The organism is Jejuia sp. G7-7 (assembly GCF_055808955.1).
In genome coordinates this window covers 665,259-689,043 of record NZ_JBVVSZ010000002.1, presented here as the reverse complement: position 1 = coordinate 689,043, position 23,785 = coordinate 665,259, and the positions used below count along the sequence as shown (strand labels likewise).

Annotated in this window: 15 protein-coding genes and 3 pseudogenes; 4 read left to right on the top strand and 14 right to left on the bottom strand. The window is 31.8% G+C overall.

Annotated elements, in window-relative coordinates; translation table 11 throughout:
• Positions 1-4: 4 nt before the first annotated feature.
• The 10 genes from AC0L5U_RS13350 to AC0L5U_RS13305 all read right to left on the bottom strand — a co-directional run bounded on the left by AC0L5U_RS13350 (position 5) and on the right by AC0L5U_RS13305 (position 16,128).
• Positions 5-1,765 carry a glycoside hydrolase family 36 protein gene (locus AC0L5U_RS13350; RefSeq protein WP_473416909.1) on the bottom strand — a complete coding sequence of 587 codons (1,761 nt, stop codon included), beginning with the start codon at positions 1,763-1,765 and terminating at the stop codon, positions 5-7.
• A gap of 126 nt (positions 1,766-1,891) precedes the next feature.
• Complete coding sequence (locus tag AC0L5U_RS13345) at positions 1,892-3,487, bottom strand: RagB/SusD family nutrient uptake outer membrane protein (protein ID WP_473416908.1); 1,596 nt, start codon at positions 3,485-3,487, stop codon at positions 1,892-1,894.
• A 10-nt stretch (positions 3,488-3,497) separates the two neighbouring features.
• A complete protein-coding gene (locus AC0L5U_RS13340; protein ID WP_473416907.1) occupies positions 3,498-6,512 on the bottom strand; it encodes a SusC/RagA family TonB-linked outer membrane protein in 3,015 nt (1,004 codons plus the stop codon).
• Positions 6,513-7,189: 677 nt separating this feature from the next.
• The gene (locus tag AC0L5U_RS13335; RefSeq protein ID WP_473416906.1) at positions 7,190-7,699 is read right to left on the bottom strand and encodes a GntR family transcriptional regulator; all 510 of its coding nucleotides are present in this window, start codon (positions 7,697-7,699) and stop codon (positions 7,190-7,192) included.
• Between the two features lie 20 nt (positions 7,700-7,719).
• Positions 7,720-8,562 carry an alpha/beta hydrolase family protein gene (locus tag AC0L5U_RS13330; RefSeq protein WP_473416905.1) on the bottom strand — a complete coding sequence of 281 codons (843 nt, stop codon included), beginning with the start codon at positions 8,560-8,562 and terminating at the stop codon, positions 7,720-7,722.
• Positions 8,563-8,564: 2 nt separating this feature from the next.
• Positions 8,565-11,321 carry a PD-(D/E)XK nuclease family protein gene (locus AC0L5U_RS13325; RefSeq protein ID WP_473416904.1) on the bottom strand — a complete coding sequence of 919 codons (2,757 nt, stop codon included), beginning with the start codon at positions 11,319-11,321 and terminating at the stop codon, positions 8,565-8,567.
• A gap of 90 nt (positions 11,322-11,411) precedes the next feature.
• Entirely contained in the window at positions 11,412-12,815 is a 1,404-nt protein-coding gene (locus AC0L5U_RS13320; protein WP_473416903.1) for an OmpA family protein, read from the bottom strand.
• A gap of 178 nt (positions 12,816-12,993) precedes the next feature.
• Complete coding sequence (locus tag AC0L5U_RS13315; RefSeq protein WP_473416902.1) at positions 12,994-13,449, bottom strand: hypothetical protein; 456 nt, start codon at positions 13,447-13,449, stop codon at positions 12,994-12,996.
• Between the two features lie 130 nt (positions 13,450-13,579).
• Complete coding sequence (locus AC0L5U_RS13310) at positions 13,580-15,883, bottom strand: UvrD-helicase domain-containing protein (RefSeq protein ID WP_473416901.1); 2,304 nt, start codon at positions 15,881-15,883, stop codon at positions 13,580-13,582.
• Positions 15,826-16,128, bottom strand: coding sequence for a UvrD-helicase domain-containing protein (locus AC0L5U_RS13305; RefSeq protein WP_473416900.1), 303 nt, complete (start codon positions 16,126-16,128; stop codon positions 15,826-15,828). Before AC0L5U_RS13305 ends, AC0L5U_RS13310 begins: the two co-directional genes overlap by 58 nt.
• A gap of 124 nt (positions 16,129-16,252) precedes the next feature.
• Here AC0L5U_RS13305 and AC0L5U_RS13300 point away from each other — a divergent pair, with 124 nt between their 5' ends.
• On the top strand, positions 16,253-16,861 hold the full coding sequence (locus tag AC0L5U_RS13300) for a superoxide dismutase (protein ID WP_473416899.1): 609 nt from the start codon (positions 16,253-16,255) through the stop codon (positions 16,859-16,861).
• A gap of 110 nt (positions 16,862-16,971) precedes the next feature.
• Positions 16,972-17,882: pseudogene (locus AC0L5U_RS13295) on the top strand (M28 family peptidase).
• A gap of 453 nt (positions 17,883-18,335) precedes the next feature.
• On the opposite strand, the gene AC0L5U_RS13290 reads toward AC0L5U_RS13295, so the two are convergent.
• Together AC0L5U_RS13290 and AC0L5U_RS13285 are read right to left on the bottom strand one after the other, a co-directional pair.
• Positions 18,336-20,234, bottom strand: a complete 1,899-nt coding sequence (locus AC0L5U_RS13290) for an amidophosphoribosyltransferase (protein ID WP_473416898.1) — start codon at positions 20,232-20,234, stop codon at positions 18,336-18,338.
• Between the two features lie 114 nt (positions 20,235-20,348).
• A pseudogene (locus AC0L5U_RS13285) lies at positions 20,349-21,274 on the bottom strand (PfkB family carbohydrate kinase).
• Between the two features lie 185 nt (positions 21,275-21,459).
• On the opposite strand from AC0L5U_RS13285, the gene AC0L5U_RS13280 reads away from it, so the two are divergent.
• The gene (locus tag AC0L5U_RS13280; RefSeq protein WP_473416897.1) at positions 21,460-22,107 is read left to right on the top strand and encodes a hypothetical protein; all 648 of its coding nucleotides are present in this window, start codon (positions 21,460-21,462) and stop codon (positions 22,105-22,107) included.
• Positions 22,108-22,112: 5 nt separating this feature from the next.
• Here the strand turns inward: AC0L5U_RS13280 and AC0L5U_RS13275 are convergent, their stop codons facing one another.
• Entirely contained in the window at positions 22,113-22,769 is a 657-nt protein-coding gene (locus AC0L5U_RS13275; protein ID WP_473418293.1) for a ribonuclease H1 domain-containing protein, read from the bottom strand.
• A 12-nt stretch (positions 22,770-22,781) separates the two neighbouring features.
• Positions 22,782-23,353, bottom strand: a pseudogene (purN, locus tag AC0L5U_RS13270) (phosphoribosylglycinamide formyltransferase).
• Positions 23,354-23,539: 186 nt separating this feature from the next.
• Here purN and AC0L5U_RS13265 point away from each other — a divergent pair.
• Positions 23,540-23,773: an acyl carrier protein gene (locus tag AC0L5U_RS13265; RefSeq protein WP_473416896.1), complete on the top strand. Its 234-nt coding sequence runs from the start codon at positions 23,540-23,542 to the stop codon at positions 23,771-23,773.
• The last annotated feature ends 12 nt before the right edge of the window (positions 23,774-23,785 follow it).

The following is a 23,785-nucleotide window of genomic DNA, read 5'->3' as shown; positions in this document are numbered from 1 at the left end:
TTTTTTAGTTAAGTTGAGCTAATCCGCAGGCAGGAATAATGATTTCAATTACGCCTTTGTTAAGAAGTAACTCGGTATCATTTACTATTTCGCCTTTACAATTAAAGATACTGCAATTATAGTTTCCTAAATCAGTTTTAATTTTAAGAATAACACTTTCAGTTAATTTTGCATTTAAGACATCAAGATATTCAAATGCTTTATCAATTAGAGCAACATGATCGTCATGAACTCCAATAAGTAGCTTTTCTGTGTTACTTACGTTTTGAATAGGATAGTTAGCTAAAGGCCTATATGGTGTAAATTGTCCTTTTGTGATGAGTGCTTTATTTGTGTTCCAATATTCAGTATAAAACTTAACCATTTGAAGATGATCTTGCGGAATATCATCTAAAACTACTGAAATTTGTGGGACACCAAATAAGGTGTTTACCATTTGTAAAGCAGCAACCTCTAACTTTTCATCATTATGCCATGTAATCATATCTGAATGCACCGCTGTATTACCTGCTAACATTCTAATATCTGCAATTCTAATACGATTCATAGTTGCATCTCCAGGGCAATCAAAAGCTCTAAACATGTTGCCATATTTGCGCATTGCAGGACCCACATATTTTTGTCTGAACTCAATGAAAACATCTGGATTAATAGCTTTTAATGTTGTGATAACATCTGTTAGTAATCTATCAACAGCTGCGTTTATGGAAGTGAAATCCATTGCATTATTTACTTTAGGTGTATCTATATACAGTCTAAAATCATCAATAAAATCAAGTTTGAAACCATCTAAATTCCAATCCAATATTGCGTTTTTATAAATATTGATAAGGTACTCTCTAACTTCTGGATAACGCGGATCAAAGACAGGAGCCCATCGATGATTTTCAGTTAGGAATTTGCCTTTAAAACGTTTGTATGCTTTCGATTTTTTTCCGCAGAAAGGCACCGAATACCAAAAGCCGATTTTCATACCTGTAGCATGGATATCTTCTACAAATTGTTTGGTTTTGTTTAAGCGCTCTGGCTCCCAATCACCTGTAAAATCATAACCTCTGTTGCCATCATTGGTTTGCCAACCATCGTCAACAATAATAGCTTTATAACCTAAACTGTATGCTGTTTTACATTCATCAATTAAAACATCCTCATCTAAAGTTTGATGGAAATTGTACCAAGTTGAATAGAGTGGTGTTAAAGCAATATCAGGAACATGTGTTGGTTTTAGGTTATCAAAAGACTCCCACCATTTTGAAACACCTTTTAATGCTTCAGAAAAGTGTTTTTCTTCTTCATCAATTCTAATTTGAATCTCGTAGTTGTCAATTTCAGATTGTTGTTCTAAAAACAAGGTTACATGGCAGTAGAAACAATCATCCTCTTCTCTAATTTCAGCATTTAGTTCTAATTTGTTTATAGCGTTAGAACAGGCAAAAGTATGACGATTACTATCATCATGACCAAATAAACTTATAACTGGAGCATCAATGGAAATTCTAGATTCCATATGATCTAATTCCCAATCAGCTTGAATTCTCTTTGCAAAATCAGTAGTTGGTTTCCAAACGCCTTTCACATTGTGTGCTGGAATTTTCCATTTTATTGTTAATGGTTCAGGTTTTTTTGGCGCGTCAGAAGTGATTTGAATGTTAAATAAAGATACATTCAAATGTTCAGAAATAGTAGTTATTTCAGTTTTGAAATTATTACAACCACTTTTTATAGTGATATCTTTTTTAGATATAGTATCGACAATGTTTGTCATTTTACTAAATGTAATTGGGAATTAATATAATATTTTTTGAAATGCTTTTGTCATTGATTTGAGTAAAAGCCAAGTCAAACTATAAACTCAGCTTTTATTCAATCAAACTAAACTAAATCAAATATTTTAATTGTAACCGGGGTTTTGACCAAGGTTTGGATTAGCATCTCTTTCAGAATTAGGTATCCAAATTAATTCATGTTTCCCGTTTTGGAAAGTACCACCACTTAATGATTTTGGATGAGTTCCATGTAAAGATGTTGCTCCCATATAATCATCCGCTAATCCCCATCTTACTAAGTCAAAGAAACGGTGTCCTTCACCAGCTAATTCCATAGCGCGTTCTTCAATAATAGCTTGGCGCATATCTGTTTGATTAATACTAGGGTTAGTGTCAGCAATTAAAGTTAAGCCAGCTCTATCTCTTACCATGTCTATAAAAGGTATAGCTTCAGAAGTTCTAGAGTCTTCATTTAAGGCTTCAGCTAACATTAATAACACATCAGCATAACGAATAACCCTCCAATTGTTACCTACATTAGTTCCTAAGAAATCTACTTGATCTCTAGTTCCTAACTCCATACCAGAATATTTTTTAGAAAATATTGGCTCTACACCAGCATCAGTTGCAATTTGGATATCATTATTTCCATCAGAATTATTTGTTGAAAAATCAGTTAGGAAAGCTACTCCACCATAACCTGTTGCTCCTGGATAGTCATAAACTAAAGTTTCGTTTCTTCTAACTACATCGCTATTTGCATTATATAAATCTTTTAGCCAAGGATTAACAACATGACTTCTATCTGGAGATTTTGCAGGTGGTGCATAATCAATATGAAAATTACCCATGCTTCCAGTTCCAGGAATATCAGAACCCCAAACAAATGTATCTTGACCTAAGAATTGTAATTCGAAAACAGACTCACTATTATTCTCGTTAGTTGTTGAGAAATTGTCGCCAAATTGAGCAGCTGGTAGTAAACTATATTTGCCTATTAAACTATTTAAAGCCGTAGCAGCGGGACCATACTGTTTCATATATAAGTAACTTTTACCTTTAAGTGCAGTTGCAGCACCAGATGTAGGTCTTCCAACATCATCTCCACTCCATGCATCAGGTAACATACTTTCAGCCATTTCTAAATCAGCAATAATTTGAGACCAAACCGCATCAGATGTTGCTTGTTCTACTAATAGATTATCCAAATCTGGTAAATCTGTAATTAATGGTACATTACCGTAAAGATTGGCCAAGTACCAATAATCAAATGCTCTTAAAAAATAAGCTTGTCCAACTAAATTTTCTCTAGTTGTAGTATCAGCAATACCTTCTTCAGTAACATTGATAATGATGTTGTTACATCTAGCGATAGATTTGTAAAGTTCTTGCCAAGGCTCAGTTGCCCAACGATCTCCAGGGTTTCCTTGAAATGTTGACATGGCTGTATTTGATCCAAATGGAAATACATTAAACTCATCTGAACGTAACATGGCGCCAGTATGTACAATTCTACCCCAGAAAAAAGTTCCAGTTATTGGGTGGAAAGCACCGTTTATAGCAGATTCTACTTGCTCTACAGAAGTACCAAAGTTTGCTGTTGAAGTAGCGTTGTTGTTATTTTGATCTAAAATATCATCAGAACAGGCAACACCAATTGTCATTAATAACGTAACCGCTATTATGCCTAAAGAGGACTTTATTTTCATTAAATTTTTCATATTCTTATTTTTAAAACTTAGCTTGTAAACCTAACATGAATGTTCTAGCATTTGGATATGCTCTTTGGTCTAAACCTCTACCCAATAAAGGATTTACGTTTGATCTTACACCTGGTACCCCAGAGTTGATATTAGCTCTACCACTATTTGTTGATGCCACATCAGGATCATAACCAGAGTAATCAGTAATTACAAAGACATTTTGTACATTTAATGATACTCTTACACTTTTAATCCAATCTACACCTAATGCATTTTCGCCAAAATTGTAACCAACTTCCATGTTTTTAAGCCTAAAGTAAGACCCGTTTTCTACGAAGAAAGATGAAGGTGCTTTATTTCCTGCAGGATCATCAACAGAAGCTCTTGGGATACTAGTATTTGTATTACTAGGTGTCCAAGAATTTAAAACATCCGTTAATTTACCACCATCTTGCCATAAGATGTTATAATATCTACTTAAGTTATAAATTTCGTTACCAGAAACCCCGTTGAAGTTTAAAGCAATATCGAATTTTTTATATTTCCCATTGAAATTAAGGCCATATGTAAAATCTGGTGTTGGATTACCGATAATAGTTTGGTCATCCGAAGTAATACCTGCAACACCATCAGTATCTACTCTAATAAAATCTCCTGTTGCGGGGTCAACTTTATCTTCAACAATGTATCCGTAAAATGCGCCAACAGGACCGTTTGCTTCAGTTCTATTAACTACACGCAAATCTTCATCAATTCCAGGGCCTAAAATGGTTGCAGGAATATCTTTTGCTTCATTTTTAAGATTGAAAGAGAAGTTTGTACCAACACTATAGGTGAAGTCGCCTTCAGATTTTCTATAAGTTAAATCAAATTCAAATCCATTATTTACCAATGTTCCCGCATTTCTTGTTACAGGTAAACTAACCCCTGCTGTTGAGGGAATACTAATTGGAACAAGCGCGTCTTCAACATCTTTTGAATAATAATCTGCTGAAAATGTAAGTGCACTATTTAGTAAAGACATATCAACACCAATATCGAATGTTTTTGTAGTTTCCCAAACTAGATTCTCATCAGCTAAAGTTGTTTGTGCTAAACCATTTGCAGTTCCGCCACCAAAACTTGTATTAGATTGATTTGCCAAAAATACTGCTTGAGTTGGGTAAAATACATCAGGATAAGATCCTAATTCTCCATAAGATACTCTTAGCTTGAAGAAATTTATTGTTTCAGATTTCCAAAAATCTTCATTTGAAATATTCCAACCTGCAGAAACTGCTGGGAAGTAACCTACTTGATTTGCTTTAGCAAATCTTGAAGAAGCATCACGTCTCATTGTTCCAGAGAATAAATATTTATCGTTATAGTTGTAGTTTAATCTTCCAAAATAAGAAATTAAACCAGCTTCATTATTTTGACCTAATAAAATGTTTTGATCGTTTGAAGGTAAAGCACCAACAACTCTAATACTGTTTGCAGGTGTTCCTTGACCGTATATACCGCTACTATTTTGATTTTCAATAAAGCGCGTGTAACCAACTACTGCTGATACTTTATGAACATCATTAAACGTTTTGTTATAAGATAGTGTTGGCTCAAATAATAGGTTAACGTCTTCTTGATTAAACTCAGTAAGGTCGTTTAAATCATTCACATTTCTTACAGCATCAACGGTACTCATAAAGTATGTTGGCGTAAATTGAAAACGTTTTTGAGTTGTATAATCAACACCTAAATTAATACCAGCTGATAATTCTTCAGTAATCTCATAGTCTAATTTTAAACTTGCAAAAAGTGTACGAGTTGTTTCTAAATTATCTTCTAAAGTTGCTAATGCAAATTGGTTTACACCTCCAGGGCCTTGAACACCTGTTGAAGGTGCTTCAAAACCACCATCGTTAGCAGCGTTTCTTAATGCAACCGTTGGTGCAGTTGTTCCATCAAAACCGTACCAGTTGTTATCTTGTAGTTTTCCTTCAGCTAAACCTAAGGATTGTGATAATTTAAACTTACCAAACTCGTGAGTACTGTTAAATCTTGCATTTAACCTTTTAAAACCAGAACCTATTAAGATACCATCTTGATTAAAGTAGTTTATTGAAGAAAAGAAAGATGATTTTTCGCCACCACCAGATATTGATAATCCATAATCTTCAATTATTCCACTTTGTAAATTTTCATCTTGCCAATCAGTATTTACACCATTAGAAGTAACAGTTGTTGAGCTTCCGTCATTTGCAAAACGTTGATTTAAATAATCGGTGTATTGTTGTCCGTTTATAAAATCTAATTTTTTACTTGGCGTATCAAAACCTATTCTAGAATTGAACGTAACTTCTAAATCTCTATTTTTTCTACCATGATTTGTTTTAATTAAAACTACACCATTGGCAGCTCTAGAACCATAAATTGCAGCAGCAGCAGCATCTTTAAGTACTGAGATGTTTTCAATATCTAGTGGATTAACATAACTCATATCATCAACAAACAAACCATCAACAATATATAATGGATCGGCGTTACTTAAAGAGTTTACACCTCTAATAAAAACGTTTCCTTTAGCACCAGGCTTACCACCAGGGTTTTCAACTTGAATACCAGTTAATCTACCTTGTAACGCAGAAGTTGGGTTACCAGCTACCGTAGTTGCAATAGCATCACCTTTAATTGTACCAACAGAACCTGTAAGTTCTCTTTTATTTGAAGTACCATAACCAACAATTACTACTTCATCTAGAGCAGCTGCATCTTCTAATAATGTTACATTAATTGTGGTTTGGTTTCCAACTGTGATTTCTTGTGTTTTATAACCCACATAGCTAAAAACAATAACGTCTGTAGCACTTAAATCGTTTAAGGTATAATTACCATCAAAATCTGTAGTTGCTCCCTTTGCTGTGTTTTTTACAATAATGTTAACTCCCGGGAGAGGGAATTGACTATCAGAAACTGTTCCTGAAACAGTTTGGGTTTGGGCATTAGCACTAATTCCTGATAAGGAAAGGACTAAGCAAAATAATAGTCGTAGTACGTTTTTTTTCATAAGTTAATAATTAATTGTTAGTTTCAGTTGTGATACAGTATGCTACTTTTAAAATAAAGTATGCTACTCTATGCTACTTTGCAAATATATAAAAAAAATTGACATATTTTAAGAATATGAAAAAAATACTGTGATTTAATAGTGAAATACTGTGAAATTAGGCATTCTTATACTATAATGATTTTCTTTGGATAAGTTCAGAAGGTATTATTTTCTGGGTGTGATCCTTTAATTTTACATAGCTTGCAGCTTCTTTTGCCATCTTTTTAAAATCGATAGAAATAGTAGTAATACCTCCAAAAATAATTTCTTTAATAGCATTATCGTTATGGGCTAATAACCCTATGTCTTTTCCAACAATGTAATTTTTAGGCTTACTGTCTTTAAGAACTTCCCATAAATCACTATCATTAATAAAAAAGTATAAGGTGTTTTTTTTGAGATTTCCTTTTTTATATTGCGACTCTACTTTTGCATTGATATTAAATTCATCAACAAATTGATTAAAGGCATTTAGTATCCCGATAGGGTAGTCAGAATCGTTCCTAAAGAATAAAATAAAATGGTTATATTTTTTTATTTCGGGTAATATTTTTTTAATTGATTAAAGGTTGAGTTTTCAAACTCTTGAGATATATATGAGTAATCTGGAGGAAGTTGAATATATCTATCAATAACTAACAATTTCTCTGACGGGATTTTTTTAACAAATCGCTAACTTCAGGAATTTGTATTGGAGCAATAACATACATACCATATCTTCCGGAAATTCTGGTGAGAATATCTTTAAAAACATCTGTATTATTATGATGAAAGAACACGTTGATAATATATTTTTTACCCAACTCTTCTCTAAAGGTATTGTAAAAGTCTTCTTGGAACGTATGAAATGCATAGAGTACTAGTGCTACTCTTAATTTCGTACCTGTATTGATATCAGCAATATAGTAACCCTTGAAGTTTTTAGACTCTACAATGCCTCTACCTTTCAATTCCTCATAGGCTTTAACAATTGTTTTTCTTGCAAAACCAACCTCTGCTACCATTTTATTAATAGAAGGTAAACGATCTCCTTTTACTAGATCTTTGGATTCTATGGCACTAGTTATTCCACTAATTAACTTTTCATGTTTGTTTAAATGAGTAGCATTTTTTAATTTATTTATGTTTTCAAAAACAATGTCCATAGGTTAAGGGAAATACTTTTTTAGTGTTTCAAAAATATACTTATTTTTTCAATAACTTTTTCCAATTGTTTAGGAATAGTTTCTTTTTTCCATGGGTGTGAAGCTCCAAAGACATGATCTGCACCTTCAATAATTTTTAATTTACTATTTGAATTCCATTTATGAAGTGCATAAGCTTCATCTATTAAAACACTTGTATCATTATCGCCATGAATAATGAGATATGGTATTTTTAAATTTGAAACGGCTCGTTTTATGGTCAATCGTTCTTCATTTTTAATAAAATTTTCATAAAACTGATAAAAGTGGGGCATTTGTTGTTTGGTTCTGCCATTCATAACGTATTTAACACCATCTTTTTTCCATTGTTCCAAATCTCCTGTTGTTGATGTTCTTTTTCCAAAACTGGAGACACCTGCAAGGCTTATTACTTTTTTAATACGATTATCTTCTTCTGCTTTTATGGTTACAATGCCACTTGCTCTACTATGGCCTATTAAACTAATAGTGTTTATATCAGCTTCATTTTTAAGTTTACTATTTGAACAAACCCAATTTATTACAGTTTCTAAATCGTCTAATTCTTTAGTGTAATTGTTATTTCCGAAAGCTTCTAAATCTGGAAAATCTATAGGCTGTTCAACTGTTCCACCATTATGCGAAAAATTGAATTTTATAAAAAAGAATCCAGTTTTTGCGAATGCTCTTGCCATTAAATCCCAAGCACCCCAATCTTTAAAGCCTTTATAGCCATGACAAAATATAATGACTGGTTTTGTTTCTGAATTTTCAATAAAAAAAGTATCAACTAAAATAGGCTTTTCATGTTTCCCAGGAACGATATTGTTTTTTGAAATTTTCATAATTAAACTTCTTTTTCTGTAAAATCTATTTTTGGATTGCAAATTTCTAAAATGAGTTTTTTTAGTTCATTTTCAAAGGCCAATAATGTATCATCAATTATTAGAGTATCCTTTGTCCTACTACGAACACTTTCTTTTTTCGCAAATCTTAAAAAGCCAGAATTTAAATTTTTAAATGAAATAATACCAGCTTCAATAGGAAGCTTAATTTTATTCGATTTTTGCATCATATATGCGTAGGTTAATACCTGGAAACTCTTGCTATACTTTTTATAATCTGTAGTGATATCATCCCAATCTACTATTTCAACTTGGTTTTGTTGTACGCTACCTGTTTTGTAATCTATAATTCTTGTTACACCATTGAATTCATCAACTCTATCTACTTTCCCTCTAATTTTCACAGGAAAATCAAGCTCTGGAATAGTAATTTCAATGTTGTTATCAGCTTCAATATTGATTATTTTTATTTGGTTTCCAGCTCTTAATGATTCTATTTCAAAATTTAAGAAATTTAAAACATAGCGTTTCGCAATTTCAAAAACAATGAGATTTTTTCCTTTTGAAATATCTCCTTCTTTATATTCATTTTTAAAATGATATGTTATGCGCTCTTCAATTTTTGATTTTAAACTTTTGATAGTATCAACTGCCAAAAATGTATTGATTAAAGGATGATAAAAATCCTCAAGAGTATTATGCACAACAGTTCCTAGAGTGTTTGCCCTAACAGTTTCTTCAACATCATTATATTCTTTTATTTTCAGAATCTTTTGATAATAGAAGTCTATTGGGTTTCTCATGTAGTTAGTCAACGATGAAGGTGAGAATCCTTCTTTTGCAACTTTATAAATATCTTTTAATAAAGAACCTGTTTTGTTGATACTTATCAAAGAGGCTTCATTTATAGGGACTTTTGGTACTATTATTTTATGGTTGATGTCATGAATGCTCTCTAACTCTAATTGTCTAAGAAATCTGCTTTTTTCACCTCCAGTTAATACATCAGCTTCTGTGTTGTATAATATATAAACGTTTTTAGCACGTTGTAATAATCTGTAAAAGTGATAGGTGTAAACGGCGTCTTTCTCCTTATAAGTAGGAAGGTTGTTTTCTATTTTAACATCAAAAGGGATAAAAGAATTATTGCTTTTTCCTGCAGGAAGAATACCTTCGTTTACGGACGATATAATTACAGTTTCAAAATCCAAAACTCTAGATTCTAACATGCCCATAATTTGTAATCCTTGAAGAGGTTCGCCTTGAAAATCTAATGTTTCAGAGCTTAGTAGTTCATTGTAAACACTATGTAGAGACGATATATTCTTAATATGATTGTATTTTGAATTTAATTTTAAAATCTCATTAAATAAGGTATTAAAACGAAACAAATATTCTAATGAAAGTTTATTTGATGATTTATCTTCGTCTAAATACGTTTTAATTTGATGTATTAATTTGAAGCACCTTGACAAAGCATCATCTATTGATTTTTCCCAATTAGAAAAGAGTAAATCAATACTATCTTTCTTTTTTGGAGCGAGGTTTTTTAATTGTTCCAAGTTTAAATAAACAAGGTTGTTGGTATTTATGGCTTCAATTAGTTTAGCTGAATAGTCAATACCATCGCTATAAAATAGAGGTCTTATAAATTGATGTGATAGAATTGCTATCACATCTTTAAAGTAAATAGATTTCGAACTAGATTTATGTAACCTAAATAAGTGTTCAAATAGAGATGCTAATGGAATAGATTTTAGGGGGAATCCCATTGTGATATTCAAAGCATCAATTTGAGTTGGTAACGAGTTTAAAACAGGCACTAATAGGTTTTCATCACCTAAAACTACAACCGTATTTTGTAAAGATGCATTTTTTTTATGTAGCCCTTCTAGCAGTTCTGCTATATATTTTGCTTGCCCTACGTTTTTTGGAATACCAAAAGTAGATATGTTTTTTTCGTTTGAATAATTATTAGTAATCCAATTAAAAGGATTGTTTTTAAAGTAGTTCCATCTACTTTTATGTTGTCTCATAAATAGGGCTGCATCATGTTTAGGATTGTCAATAAAAACCTGATCAATATCCCAATATATTTTTGCGATATCATTTTGAAGTAACTCCTTGATAATTGTTTCTTCAGCTGTATTTAATGCATTAAATCCTAAAAAAACTAAATTTTGATTGCTGTTATTTTGAATAAAAATATCAAGGTTTTTGACAGCTTCTCTATAGATTAATCCCTGATAACCAATTTTTTGGTTAATGAGTCTTGTCGAAAAATGTTGATAGTACGTATTAAGTTTATTCCAAAATGAAAGGTAGTTTTTAATGAATTCTGTTTGGTTTTTTTCTGCAGACCAATGATTTACTTCTTGTATAGCACCTAAATAATTGAAAATTTGTTCATGTGGAATAAGATACCTATCGATTTCATTAAAATCTTGTAGTAGTATTTGACCCCATTTGGAAAAGGATTCAAAAGTATCTTGTTTTGAGGTTTCGGTAAGTTCTTGGTAAGCCGAATAAAATTCAAAAAGCAAATTGGTGTTAGATACGTTTTTAAGTAGAGAAAGCTCTTCTACAAACTCTTCAATACTTAAAATTCTAGGAGCAAAAACAGTTTTGTTGCTAACCTGTGCTAGTTGGTGCTTAATAAACAAACCTGCACGTTTGCTAGGTATTACAAAAGTTAACTCAGAAAGATTATAATTACCTTTTTGTAAATCTTTTAAAACATCAAAAATGAATGTGGTCATATAGACTATTGAGATAGACTATAAAAATAAAAAACGCTTCGGGATTACCGAAGCGTTTTTTCAAACTTATTATTTTAAAAGTTAACTAGCTTATTTTGCTAAGTTAATTTCTACACGTCTGTTGTTAGCTCTACCAGCTCTAGTTTTGTTAGAATCAATTGGTTTTGATTCACCATATCCAAGAGCAGATAATCTGAAAGCGTCAATACCATGGCTAGTTAAGTATTCTTTAACTGAATTAGCTCTAGAATCAGATAATCTTTGGTTTAGCTTTTCGCTACCTACACTATCAGTATGACCTTCAACTGTAAATTTAGCAGTTGGGTATTCTTTAAGGATATTAATGATATCTCCTAATACAGCTTCTGATTGAGATTTGATAGAAGATTTACCAGTATCAAATAAAATCGTTTTAGCATACTCATTAAGAGTAGCTTGAACTGCAGCAGTTACTTCAGGACAACCGTTATTAGCAACAGTACCTTTAACATCTGGACATTTGTCATCTTTATCTAAAACACCGTCACCGTCAGCATCTGGCCAAGGACAACCTTTGTTAGCAGCAGGTCCAGATTTGTTAGGACATTTATCATCTGCATCAGTAACACCGTCACCATCAGCATCAGGACATCCACCTAAAGCTTTTAATCCAGCTACAGTTGGACAGTTATCGTTTTTATCAACAACACCATCACCATCGCCGTCAGGACAACCGTTAAATTCAGCTGCACCAGCTTCATTAGGACAATCATCTTTACTGTCTTCAATACCATCACCGTCAGAATCAGGACATCCGTTGAAAGCTTCTAAACCAGCAACATCTGGACAAGCGTCATCTTTGTCATAGATTCCATCACCATCAGTATCAGTTCCACCAAATTTGATAGAAAGACCAGCAGAATGTTGGAAATGTGTGTTCAAATAATCTTCAAATGCATGTTTGTATGCAGATTGGATAGTTAAACCTATGTTTTCGTTGAACCAAATGTTGAAACCTAAAGTACCATTTAGAGTACCAGCTCCAACTTCATCAACCCAAGTGTAACCACCTCCAATTCCTACGAAAGGATCGAAAGTTCCCCAACCTAATGCTTCTCCAATACCATATTTAATAGTACCATCGATACCATAGTAAGATAAATCGTCTACATTGTTAGTTTGCTCTGGTAATAATTTCACCCCATTTGCATCAGTTGCATCACCCCATTTGTCTATCTTGTTTAAAGATCCTGCTATTCCAAAAGAAAAACCGTCTCCAATGTATTTAGAAACAGAAATAGTAGAAAGGGAAGGCAAAATATTGTAGTGATCTTCTACGTTAACTAACTCATCAAAGATAGTTTCGCTAAAGTTTCCACCGTCACCAGAAGGATAAGCATCGACTGCATTTACCCCAATGGTTATTTGCCACGGGTTGTTTTTGTCTTGCGCATTAACGTTGCTATAACTAAGTACAAGCAACATAGCGAACAATAATCGGCTAAGATTTTTCATATTCAAAAGTTTAATTTTAAGTGTTAATTGTGAACAAAAGTAAGTTGTTAAATCTTATTAACAAAGACAAATATAGAAAAAAATGCAGATTACCTTTATTCATGCGTATTTCAGAATGATTTTAGATAATATTTTCGTCATATGAGCACATTTTGACAATGTTTTTTTCCGAATTACTTTAAAATGTCTTCACAAAAAGGGTTTTGTCTGTGTAAATGAGAATTTTTTCTTTAACTGAGTAGCCCATTTCAGTTAAAATAGTTTCATAATTATTAATTTGACTTATATGCTTTTGACTTTCCTCTCCAGTTTTGTAATCTATAATGGTAATAGAATTTTTGATTTCATCAAGAACTAATCTGTCTGGTCTGTACATAGCGGCGTTTTTAGTTATAATATCTCTTTCATTATATATTATGTATTTTAATTTGAAATATTCTTTAAGTTTTGGATGCTCTACTATTTGTGTGATAATACTTTTTAAAATTTCTGACTGCTCTTTATTAATTATCGAAGTATCTAAAAAATCAGCAATTACAAAATTTACATCATCTTTAGTTTTAATTTGAGCCATTATATCATGAATAAGATTTCCTTTTTCAATGGCTTCTTGCTGTTGCGTGTCCCATAACATGCCAGATTTTGTGACTACCTTTATATTGAGTGTTTCTTTTGCATTTGAAATAAATGAATTTTGGAAAAAGTTAATTGTTCCTGAATAGAAGATATACTTTTTCTCAAGGAGTTTCCAAAACTATAGCTATTCACAGTATCATTCCATTTGCCCAAATGCTGCAAATAATTAATGAGAAGTCCAGAATATTTTTTGCTCTAGCTTCATCTTTTAATTTACTATCATTTTTTGAAATAATATATAATTGCTCTTCAGCTCTTGTTAATGCTACATATAGCAGGTTAATGTTATCTAATTCCTGCTCTGATTTGTGAGTGTTATAAATCTCTAAACCTTTTGGCCCAAAGTGTTCAAAATCATTATTAAAATTTAATAGAGTATTTGAAAAGCCAGCATAGTTGTCTTTATTTATGTCAATCCATTCTTGTGGTTCTATTTCTTGATATATATCTAAATCGGCATAAGGAAAAATGACTACTGGAAACTCTAATCCTTTAGATTTGTGAATGGTCATAATTTGCACAGCATTTTGACCTTCAGGAGAAATAATACTCAGGGTTTCTTTTTTCTTATTAAAATAGTTTAAAAAGGCTGCAATATCTGATCCTTTCTTCTGATAGAAATCTAAAACGGTATCTAAGTAATATTGTACATATGCATTAGATGACGGAACTAAATTGAAATTACGGACAATAGTTTCAACTAAATCGTATAAAGGTAATTGGAGTAATACATTATTGTTTACAAAAACTTTATACGTTTCTAATTGTTTAAATAATTTAGATATTGAAAGGTTTAAATACTCTGAAAAGAATTGATGCTCATCTTCAATATTAAAATGCTCTGATAAATATTGTAAAACCTTAATTTTTATCTCATTATTAGTTGGTTGCAGCAGTAGAGCCAATAGATTATTAACAAAAGCAACTTCAGCAGAATTGGCAATTAATAATGTTTCGGAAGATACAATAGGAATGTCTTTAGTGCTTAAAAAATTGGCAATTGCAACACCTTCTTTCTTTTTTCTTACTAAAATCGTGATTTCCCCTAAAGTAAACCCATTAGAAATACAAGTATTTATGGTTCTTAAAACAGCTTCAAGAAATACTTCATTTCTATCATCATCTTTTTCAATGTCTAAAAATGACAAACCCACATAGCCGTTTTCTTTCTTAGAAGTTGCCTGATTAGCACTTCTGTAAAGATTTATATAATCAGTATGCTCAAACAGGGTTTCTGAAAGATAATTGAATAAGCCATTGTTAAACGTTACAATTTCTTTAAAACTTCTATGGTTTGTAGGTAAGTTCGCAATATGTTTTTCTGCATTTAAGGGATTAGCCTCATTAAATAACCTTATAAATTGTTCAGCTTTTCCACCACGCCAACGGTAAATAGCTTGTTTTGCGTCGCCAACTAGCATAGTGCTTCCGCCTTCGGTAGATAGCACATTGTTTAGTAGCGGAATTAAATTTTCCCATTGTTTTACTGAGGTGTCTTGAAACTCATCAATAAAATAATGTTTAAATTTTTCGCCAATACGCTCGTAAATAAAAGGAACAGGTTGGTCTTTTATCTCATTACTAATAATGGTGTTAAATTCTGAAATCAACATTTTGTTTTGATCTTCTTTTAAGATTTTCAATTCATTATTAATTTCATTTAAAACTGAAAGAGGCGTAACATTTTTATAAAATGCTTTTAAAAATTTAAGATGAAAAACATGTTTTTTTAAAATTTTATACAACACTTCTATTTCTGGTAATAATGCGTCTATGCTGTTTACAATATCAGTTGACGCTATTTTGTTATAAATACTTTTTCTTTCAGAAATATTTTCTTCTAGTTTATTCTTGTAAAGCCCGTTTAAATCTAATTTTGAAGCTTTTTTAAAATGATTGGGAAGTGTTGCTCTAGTAAAATCAGTATGCTGTAAACCTGATTTTTCAATATTATATAAAACTGTTTCAGCATTTTTAACAATCTCTTTTTCGGTTTCAGTAATTTCTTTTTGCAAAATCCCCTTTAAGATTTTAAAATCCTCAAGTGTTTTGTCTTTTAGGTTTTCTATGTATGGAATGTCATTTTCATTAACCAATAATTTGGCAATCTTATTAAAATCGTTTGAAACATCCCAACTTTTATCATCATCGGCTTTTTCAATGGCAAAATCGACTAAAATTTTAGTGAGTTCTTTATCTGTTCCTGCTTTAGCAATTAAACTATCAACAACTTCAGATAGTAGTGCATTTTGATCAAGTTCTACTTCAAAATTTAAAGGTAGTTTTAAATCATATGCAAAAGTTCTTATCAGCTTATGCGTAAATCCATCAATGGTAGAGACATCAAAAGCAGCATAATTGTAAATAATGCTTTCTAAAATGTTTTTGGATTTTTTTGAAGCGTCTCTGGTTGCATGTTTAATTCTTCGCAAAGCGATTCAAACATACTGTCTGGATTTTTTAAAATTGAAACATCTGAAAACGTTTTGAGGGTCTCTATTATACGCCCTTTCATTTCAGCAACTGCTTTATTCGTAAACGTAATTGCCAATATATATTTAAAAGTTTCAGGTCGTTTAGAATTCAATAAAATTTTTAAATAAGACTTTACAAGCGTATAGGTTTTACCACTTCCAGCAGATGCATTATAAATTTTAAAAGGATGATTTTCGAGCACGAATATGAATTTGAATACAAGATAAAAACTATCGATGATTTCATAACAATTTATTATTTTTAATTGACTTGTTTTATGTGTAAATTTGAAAGAAATTAAATATTAATAAAAAAACAAAATAATTATGGCTTTCGAATTACCTAAATTAGGATATGCTTATGACGCTTTAGAACCTCATATAGATGCAAGAACAATGGAGATACACCATTCTAAACATCATCAAGGATATACTAACAATTTAAATAATGCAATTGCAGGAACAAATTTAGAAGGAAAATCTATCGAGGATATTTTAACTAATCTGGACATGAGTAATACTGCTGTAAGAAATAATGGAGGAGGTTTTTACAATCACTCTTTATTTTGGAGCGTAATGAATCCAAATGATGGTGGGTATTTATCTGGAGATTTAAAAGATGCAATAGAATCAGCGTTTGGTTCTAAAGAAGAATTTATGGATGCTTTTGCTAAGGCTGCTGCAACACGTTTTGGTTCAGGCTGGGCTTGGTTGTGTGTGCATAAAGGGGGTAAGGTTGAAATTTGCTCATCTGCTAATCAAGATAATCCATTAATGCCAGGAATTGGTTGTGGTGGAGTACCAATTTTAGGAATTGATGTTTGGGAACATGCTTACTATTTAAATTACCAAAACAGACGTCCAGATTACATAAAAGCATTTTTTAGCGTAATTAACTGGAATGAAGTTGAAAAACGTTATGCTGACGCTAAGTAATTAGTAAAGCGCATAATAAAAATAAGTTTTAAAAGCTATTTCATTTTTTTGAAATGGCTTTTTTTGTATACTAATTTTAATAAATTTCTGTTTAGAAAGGTAATAACACTATGAAACGATATCTTTTTCTTTTTTTAATACTGATACTAAATTCTGGTTTCGCTCAAGAAAGTAGTAATGTTGAAACAATAAAAAGCCATTTGGTTAAATTAACTAAAGCTGAAACCTACAGAAATCATTCGAATATTGAAAGATTAAATGATGTAGCAAATTATTTAAATACTCAGTTTAAAAAGTCATCTGATAGTGTTGTATTTCAAGAATATGATGTTAAAGGAAAAATCTATAAAAATGTTATTTGTTCCTTTGGTACAGAACATAAAAAGAGAATTATAATTGGCGCACATTATGATGTTTGCGGCAATCAAGAAGGAGCCGATGATAATGCAAGCGGCGTAGTTGGTTTGCTTGAGTTATCTAGATTGTTAAAAGGAAAAAACTCAAGCATAGAATAGATATAGTGGCATATACACTTGAAGAACCACCTTATTTTAGATCGGAATACATGGGTAGTTACGTGCATGCTTTATCATTATTAGAAAATAATATTGATGTTTACGGAATGGTAAGTTTAGAGATGATTGGGTATTTTTCTAATGAAGAAAACTCACAATTATATCCAGACCCAAGATTAAAACAACTATATGGCAATAAAGGAGATTTTATAACTTTGGTAAACAAATTTGACAAGAAAAAATTCGCTATAGATTTTGGTAATACATTTAAAAAAACTGCGGACATTAAGACTGTAATTTTTGATAGTGAACCTTTAAAACAACCCATTGATTTCTCAGATCATTTAAATTATTGGAATTATGATTTTAGTGCACTTATGATAACTGATACTGCTTTTTTAAGAAATAAAAACTATCATAAAAAAACTGATACTTTAGAAACTTTAGATTTGAAATCTATGGCTGAAGTTATTAATGCTGTATTTAAAACTATAATTATGCTTTAGTTAATCTTTTGTCTGTAATTAAGAAAGTACTAAAAATGAAAAAGGTGAACAGATGTTCACCTTTTTGCCCCAAATCTACCATAAACTTAACCTACTTATGTTATGGTGGTTCAAAGATATACTGATACTAAAGATTGCGAAAATATTTTGGCTGAACTGCCTTATATATTGGCTTAATAGAGATAATGCTTAAAAATGAGGATAAACGGCAAGTTTTTAAGGCTTTAGAGCACTTGTGAAGAGAAATTAGAAATGTTTGTAAAATAAAAAAAGGCGAACAGATGTTCACCTTTTTTTGCCCCAAATCTACCATGAACTTAACCTACTTATGTTATGGTGAGACTAATTTATATGTATTTAAGATAATCCGATTATTTATTAGATGAAATACATAATTATCGGATAAAATACATAATTTACGGTTTAACCGTAAAAATATTATGAATTTGATAATTAATAGGCGCGTTCATTATTACCTTCGTAAAAATTGATGAATGCTCTGTTCACCACTCGATTTCCACCATCTGTTGGATAATTTCCTGTAAAATACCAATCTCCTAAATGCTCCGGACATGCCTTGTGTAAATTCTCTACAGGCTGAAATAATATTTTTACTTCGGCATTAATAGAATCGTCACTAAGCAATTCAGATATCCTTAAAGAGACTTCATCATCTGTAAAAGGAGCGTATATTTCCTTTACAAAGTTTTTTACGTTTTTGTCTTCAAAATCCTCTTGAGCTTTACACTTTTTGTATACTTCCTCTATAATATCGTATTTGTCGTGGTCTTTTAATAAAGATAAAGTTGCTCTAAAAGCTACTAAATCTTCTAACCGAGCCATATCTATACCATAACAATCTGGATAACGAATTTGTGGTGCAGATGATACTACTACAATACGCTTAGGGTTTAACCTATCTAGTATTTTTAGGATACTTTTTTTAAGGGTTGTTCCTCTAACTATACTGTCATCAATAATTACCAAATTATCTTCTGGCTTTATAACACCATAAGTAACATCGTAAACGTGTGCTACTAAATCGTCTCGACTACTATCTTCTGTAATAAATGTTCTCAACTTTACATCTTTAATAGCTATCTTTTCTACACGAATACGTTCAGATAAAATTTCGGTAACTTTTTCTGCTGAAATACTGCGATCTCCATTTAAAATGGTTGAAGTTTTCTTTTTGTTCAACTCAGATTCTGCAGTTTCAATCATTCCAAAAAAGGATGTTTCAGCTGTATTTGGTATATATGAAAATACCGAGTTTTTTAAATCACCCTCAATAGCTTCCAATACCTTAGGCATTAGTAGCTTCCCTAGCATTTTTCGTTCTTTATAAATCTCGGCATCACTTCCTCTGGAAAAATAAATGCGCTCAAAAGAACACGATTTTCGTTCTAGAGGTTCAAGGATTTTTTTGATACCTACTTCTCCAGATTTTTTTGTGATTATAGCATGTCCTGGAGGCAATTCTTGAACATTTTCAAACTTCACATTAAATACTGTTTGAATTACTGGGCGCTCTGAGGCGATAACAACTACTTCGTCATCTTTATAATAATAACAAGGTCTTATTCCTGCAGGATCACGTAATACAAAAGAATCTCCGTGGCCAATTAGACCAGCCATAGCATAACCTCCGTCCCAGTTTTTTGCTGCTCTTTTTAGTATTTTAGATACTTTTAGGCGCTCTGCAATTAATGGAGAAGCTTGTTGTTTATTATAACCTTCCTTTTTTAAATCTTTGTAAATCTTGCTTACTGCATCGTCCAAGAAATGACCAATTTTTTCCATTACCGTAATGGTGTCAGTATACTCTTTTGGATGTTGTCCTAATTCAATCAGGTTTCTAAAAAGTTCTTTAACATTAGTCATGTTAAAATTACCAGCCATAATTAGGTTCCTGTGCATCCAATTATTTTGTCTTAAAAAAGGATGAACACTTTCTACACTATTTTTCCCAAAAGTTCCGTAACGTACATGTCCTAAAAGCAACTCACCAATGTATGGCATATTTCTTTTTTGCAATGCTACATCATTGTTATATTCTGGGTGTGCTTTAAATTCATTATTAACACGCTCATTTATTTGATCAAAAATATCTTGAATAGGTTGTTGCTCTACGGATCTAACTCTGCTTATGTAGCGTTCCCCTGGTTTTGTGTCTAGTTTTATACTTGCAAAACCAGCACCGTCTTGCCCACGATTGTGTTGCTTTTCCATCATGAGGTACATTTTATTTACCCCATAAAAAGCAGTACCATATTTTTTTTTGTAAAATTCAAGAGGTTTTAAAAGCCTAATTACTGCAATTCCACATTCGTGTTTTATAGCATCACTCATAGTTAAAATCTTTTCGCTTTTTCGCGGAAATAAAAATTATGTTTAGATTCCCATCTACGTGGGAATGACAAAAATATGTTAAATAAAAACGCACTCAATTTTAGAGTGCGAGGTTTATGTTAGTTCTATGTCAAATTGTGTTAACTGCTTAAACTGTAACAGTCGTTCTTCAACTTCATTTTTTTCTAAATGTTGCATGCGCTCTGTTCCAAATTTTTCTACACAAAAGGAAGCTAATGTTGAGCCATATATAACTGCATTCTTCATGTTTTCAAACGAAATATCTTGAGTTTTTGCTAAATACCCTGTAAATCCTCCTGCAAATGTGTCTCCAGCTCCTGTTGGATCAAAAACTTCTTCTAAAGGTAATGCTGGTGCGCAAAATACATTTTCATTGTGAAATAGTAAAGCACCATGTTCTCCTTTTTTTATAACTACATATTTTGGCCCCATCTCATGAATTTTTCTGGCGGCAACAACCAAAGAATACTCACCAGTTAACTGTCTAGCTTCCTCATCATTTATAGTAATAACATCAATACGTTTTATCACCTTTAATAAATCATCAAGAGCGCAATCCATCCAAAAATTCATAGTATCTAAAACTACCAACTTAGGCTTTTCCGTCATTTGATCTAAAACACTAGATTGGACGATAGGATGTAGGTTTCCTAACATCACAACATCAGCATTTGTGTAATTTTTAGGAACTACGGGGTTAAAATCAGCAAGAGTGTTTAGTTCTGTAACTAAAGTGTCTCTAGAATTCATGTCATTGTGATAACGACCACTCCAGAAAAAGTTTTACCATCTTTAACAATTTCAATACCAGAAATGTCAAGATTTTTGCTAGTTAAGAGATCTAAATGTTCTTGAGGGAAATCACCTCCAACTATAGACACCAAAGTTGTATCTATGTTAAAATGAGAAGCTGAAAGCCCTATGAAAGTGGCCGCGCCGCCCAGAATTTTGTCAGTTTTACCAAAAGGCGTTTCAATAGCATCAAAAGCCACAGTACCAACAACTACTAATTTACCCATAAAAAGGAATACTAATTTTTCGCAAATATAAGTCTTTTTAGTAGCTATTTCTAGAATAATTTCAATATGATTTTGATTTGGTTTTATATGCCCTTATATTAGTAATCTCTTAAAATTGTGACATCTATCTCAAAATGTGTCATACTAATAAATGTTATTGCTATTATTAATTAAAGAATTAAGTTATGAGGGATCTAACTTTAATATTTTTAATGGGCTTGTTTTGTCTTAATACGGCTTTTAGTCAAGTTGGTATTGGTACGACTGACCCATCGGCTGAATTAGAAATTGAAACTACTAACGCAGGTATTCCTGCCTTAGAATTAAATCCGCAAACAGGGCCAATAGGAAGTGCTGATGGACAACTTTCAGTAATTGGTAATAAATTGTATATGTTTGATACATCGCGAGGTGTTTCTCCAGTAGTAGGAAAGTGGTTAAGTGTTGAAACATTCGCATTCTATTTTGGAAGAAGTGGAAATGGTATTACTACCGAAAATTTAAGAATGGCAGGGCAGGTCTCTACCGCTAATTCAGGTTCTTTAATGCCATATAATGGGACTATTGTTGCAATTACAGCAAATTCTAATGCTTCTAACGGTGCTACTAACTTATCTAAAGAGTTTGATGTGAGAGTAAGAAATGGAAATACAACTCAAAGTACTATAGATTTTAGTTTAGCCTCAGGTACTTTCATAAATACTACCTACAACATTGATTTTTCGTCTGGAGATCATTTAATTGTAAGAGCTAGAGATCCTGATGCAAGTGGAGATACTGTTAGTAACCCTGTTGTTACAGTTTGGGTAAAGTGGCGAGTAGACAACCCTTGATTAAATCATTTCCGCCCAAAATCTGCAGGAATTTCTCCCCAAGCTTTAGTTTCCCATTTTACGATAACAGTTGTGTAAGAGTTATTTTTTAACCATTCAATAGCTCTATCGACCAAGTCGAGTACGGGTTTGTTTTTGTCGTTTCGTTTAAGTTTGGTGTTACAGTTTTTCTTTCTAACCCAGCTCATTGCCGTTCTAGAGTCTGTATATAATATTCTATCGCTGTTATTTTTTTTAAGTATAGCTAAGCCATGAACAAGCGCTAAAAATTCTCCGATATTATTGGTGCCTTCATCAAAAGGGCCTTGAATAAAAAGCTGTTTTTTAGTTTTTGTGTCCACGCCGCGGTATTCCATGATGCCAGGGTTTCCGCTAGACGCAGCATCAACAGAAATAGAATTATAGTTTGGTTGTCCTATTTTTTTAAGTTGTTCAGGAGATAATTCACTTTTAAATCCTTTGTTTTTTCCAACATAATCAAAATAGTTGCCTTTTAGAGCAGTTTTTGCAGCTTCAAATGATGAAAATGATTTGTATTGCGCTCCTTGAAAATCTTTAATTTGAGCTTTACAGTCTTTCCAAGACTCGAAAATTCCTGTTTTGTGACCTTTCCAGACGGTATAATATTTTTTTCTTTTTTGACATTTTTTATTTCCGCGAATACTTACATCTTTTTAAATTTCTTCAAGAAGTAACTTATCAACTACTTTAGGAAAATATTCCATCTCCAATTCATGAATCTTAGCTGCTACATCTTTTGCAGTATCAGTTGCAGCCACATCACATTTTACCTGAAAAATAATGGCACCTTCATCATAATGTTCATTTACATAATGAATAGTAATGCCAGTTTCGGTTTCATTATTGGTGACAATAGCTTCATGAACATACGTTCCATACATGCCTTTTCCACCATATTTAGGTAATAACGCAGGGTGTACATTAATAACTTTATTAGGAAATGCATTCAAGATAAATTCTGGAAATTTCCACAGAAAACCTGCTAAAACAATTAAATCTGGATTTGTGGTTTTTAAAATATTCAAGACATCATCGGTTTTAGAGAAGGCTATTCTGTTGAAAGACAATGCGCTAACTTTAAGTTTTTAGCACGATCTAAAACTTTGGCATGAGGATTGTTAGATAATACCTGAATAACAGACGCATTATCGCTGTTGTGAAAAAATTTAATTAAATTTTCAGCATTAGTACCACTCCCGGACGCAAAAATTACAATACGTTTCATTTACAGACTATAGTGTTAAATATTATTCAAACAAAAAAAAGAATAAATATTAACAATTAGTATAGAAAAAGTAAATACTTAAAAGTAATTTTAGTAAATTACCAACACATTTTTATCGTAAAAGTGTGTTTTAAAATAAAGTTTTTTATTTTTGCCAACTAATTAAAACATTAAAATTAAAAGATTATGTCAGACATTGCATCAAGAGTTAAAGCGATTATCGTTGATAAACTAGGAGTAGATGAGAACGAGGTTGTAACAGAAGCTAGCTTCACAAACGATTTAGGAGCCGACTCTTTAGACACTCGAGAATTAATTATGGAGTTCGAAAAAGAATTCGATATCCAAATACCAGATGACCAAGCAGAAAATATAGCTACTGTTGGTCAAGCTATCTCTTATATAGAAGAAGCAAAATAAGCAAAACATTTT

Excerpts from the sequence above, each read along its gene's own strand:
- AC0L5U_RS13350 (WP_473416909.1), bottom strand. The coding sequence starts at position 1,765 with ATGACAAACATTGTCGATACTATATCTAAAAAAGATATCACTATAAAA.
- AC0L5U_RS13345 (WP_473416908.1), bottom strand. The coding sequence starts at position 3,487 with ATGAAAAATTTAATGAAAATAAAGTCCTCTTTAGGCATAATAGCGGTT.
- AC0L5U_RS13340 (WP_473416907.1), bottom strand. The coding sequence starts at position 6,512 with ATGAAAAAAAACGTACTACGACTATTATTTTGCTTAGTCCTTTCCTTA.
- AC0L5U_RS13335 (WP_473416906.1), bottom strand. The coding sequence starts at position 7,699 with ATGGACATTGTTTTTGAAAACATAAATAAATTAAAAAATGCTACTCAT.
- AC0L5U_RS13330 (WP_473416905.1), bottom strand. The coding sequence starts at position 8,562 with ATGAAAATTTCAAAAAACAATATCGTTCCTGGGAAACATGAAAAGCCT.
- AC0L5U_RS13325 (WP_473416904.1), bottom strand. The coding sequence starts at position 11,321 with ATGACCACATTCATTTTTGATGTTTTAAAAGATTTACAAAAAGGTAAT.
- AC0L5U_RS13320 (WP_473416903.1), bottom strand. The coding sequence starts at position 12,815 with ATGAAAAATCTTAGCCGATTATTGTTCGCTATGTTGCTTGTACTTAGT.
- AC0L5U_RS13315 (WP_473416902.1), bottom strand. The coding sequence starts at position 13,449 with ATGTTATGGGACACGCAACAGCAAGAAGCCATTGAAAAAGGAAATCTT.
- AC0L5U_RS13300 (WP_473416899.1), top strand. The coding sequence starts at position 16,253 with ATGGCTTTCGAATTACCTAAATTAGGATATGCTTATGACGCTTTAGAA.
- AC0L5U_RS13290 (WP_473416898.1), bottom strand. The coding sequence starts at position 20,234 with ATGAGTGATGCTATAAAACACGAATGTGGAATTGCAGTAATTAGGCTT.
- AC0L5U_RS13280 (WP_473416897.1), top strand. The coding sequence starts at position 21,460 with ATGAGGGATCTAACTTTAATATTTTTAATGGGCTTGTTTTGTCTTAAT.
- AC0L5U_RS13265 (WP_473416896.1), top strand. The coding sequence starts at position 23,540 with ATGTCAGACATTGCATCAAGAGTTAAAGCGATTATCGTTGATAAACTA.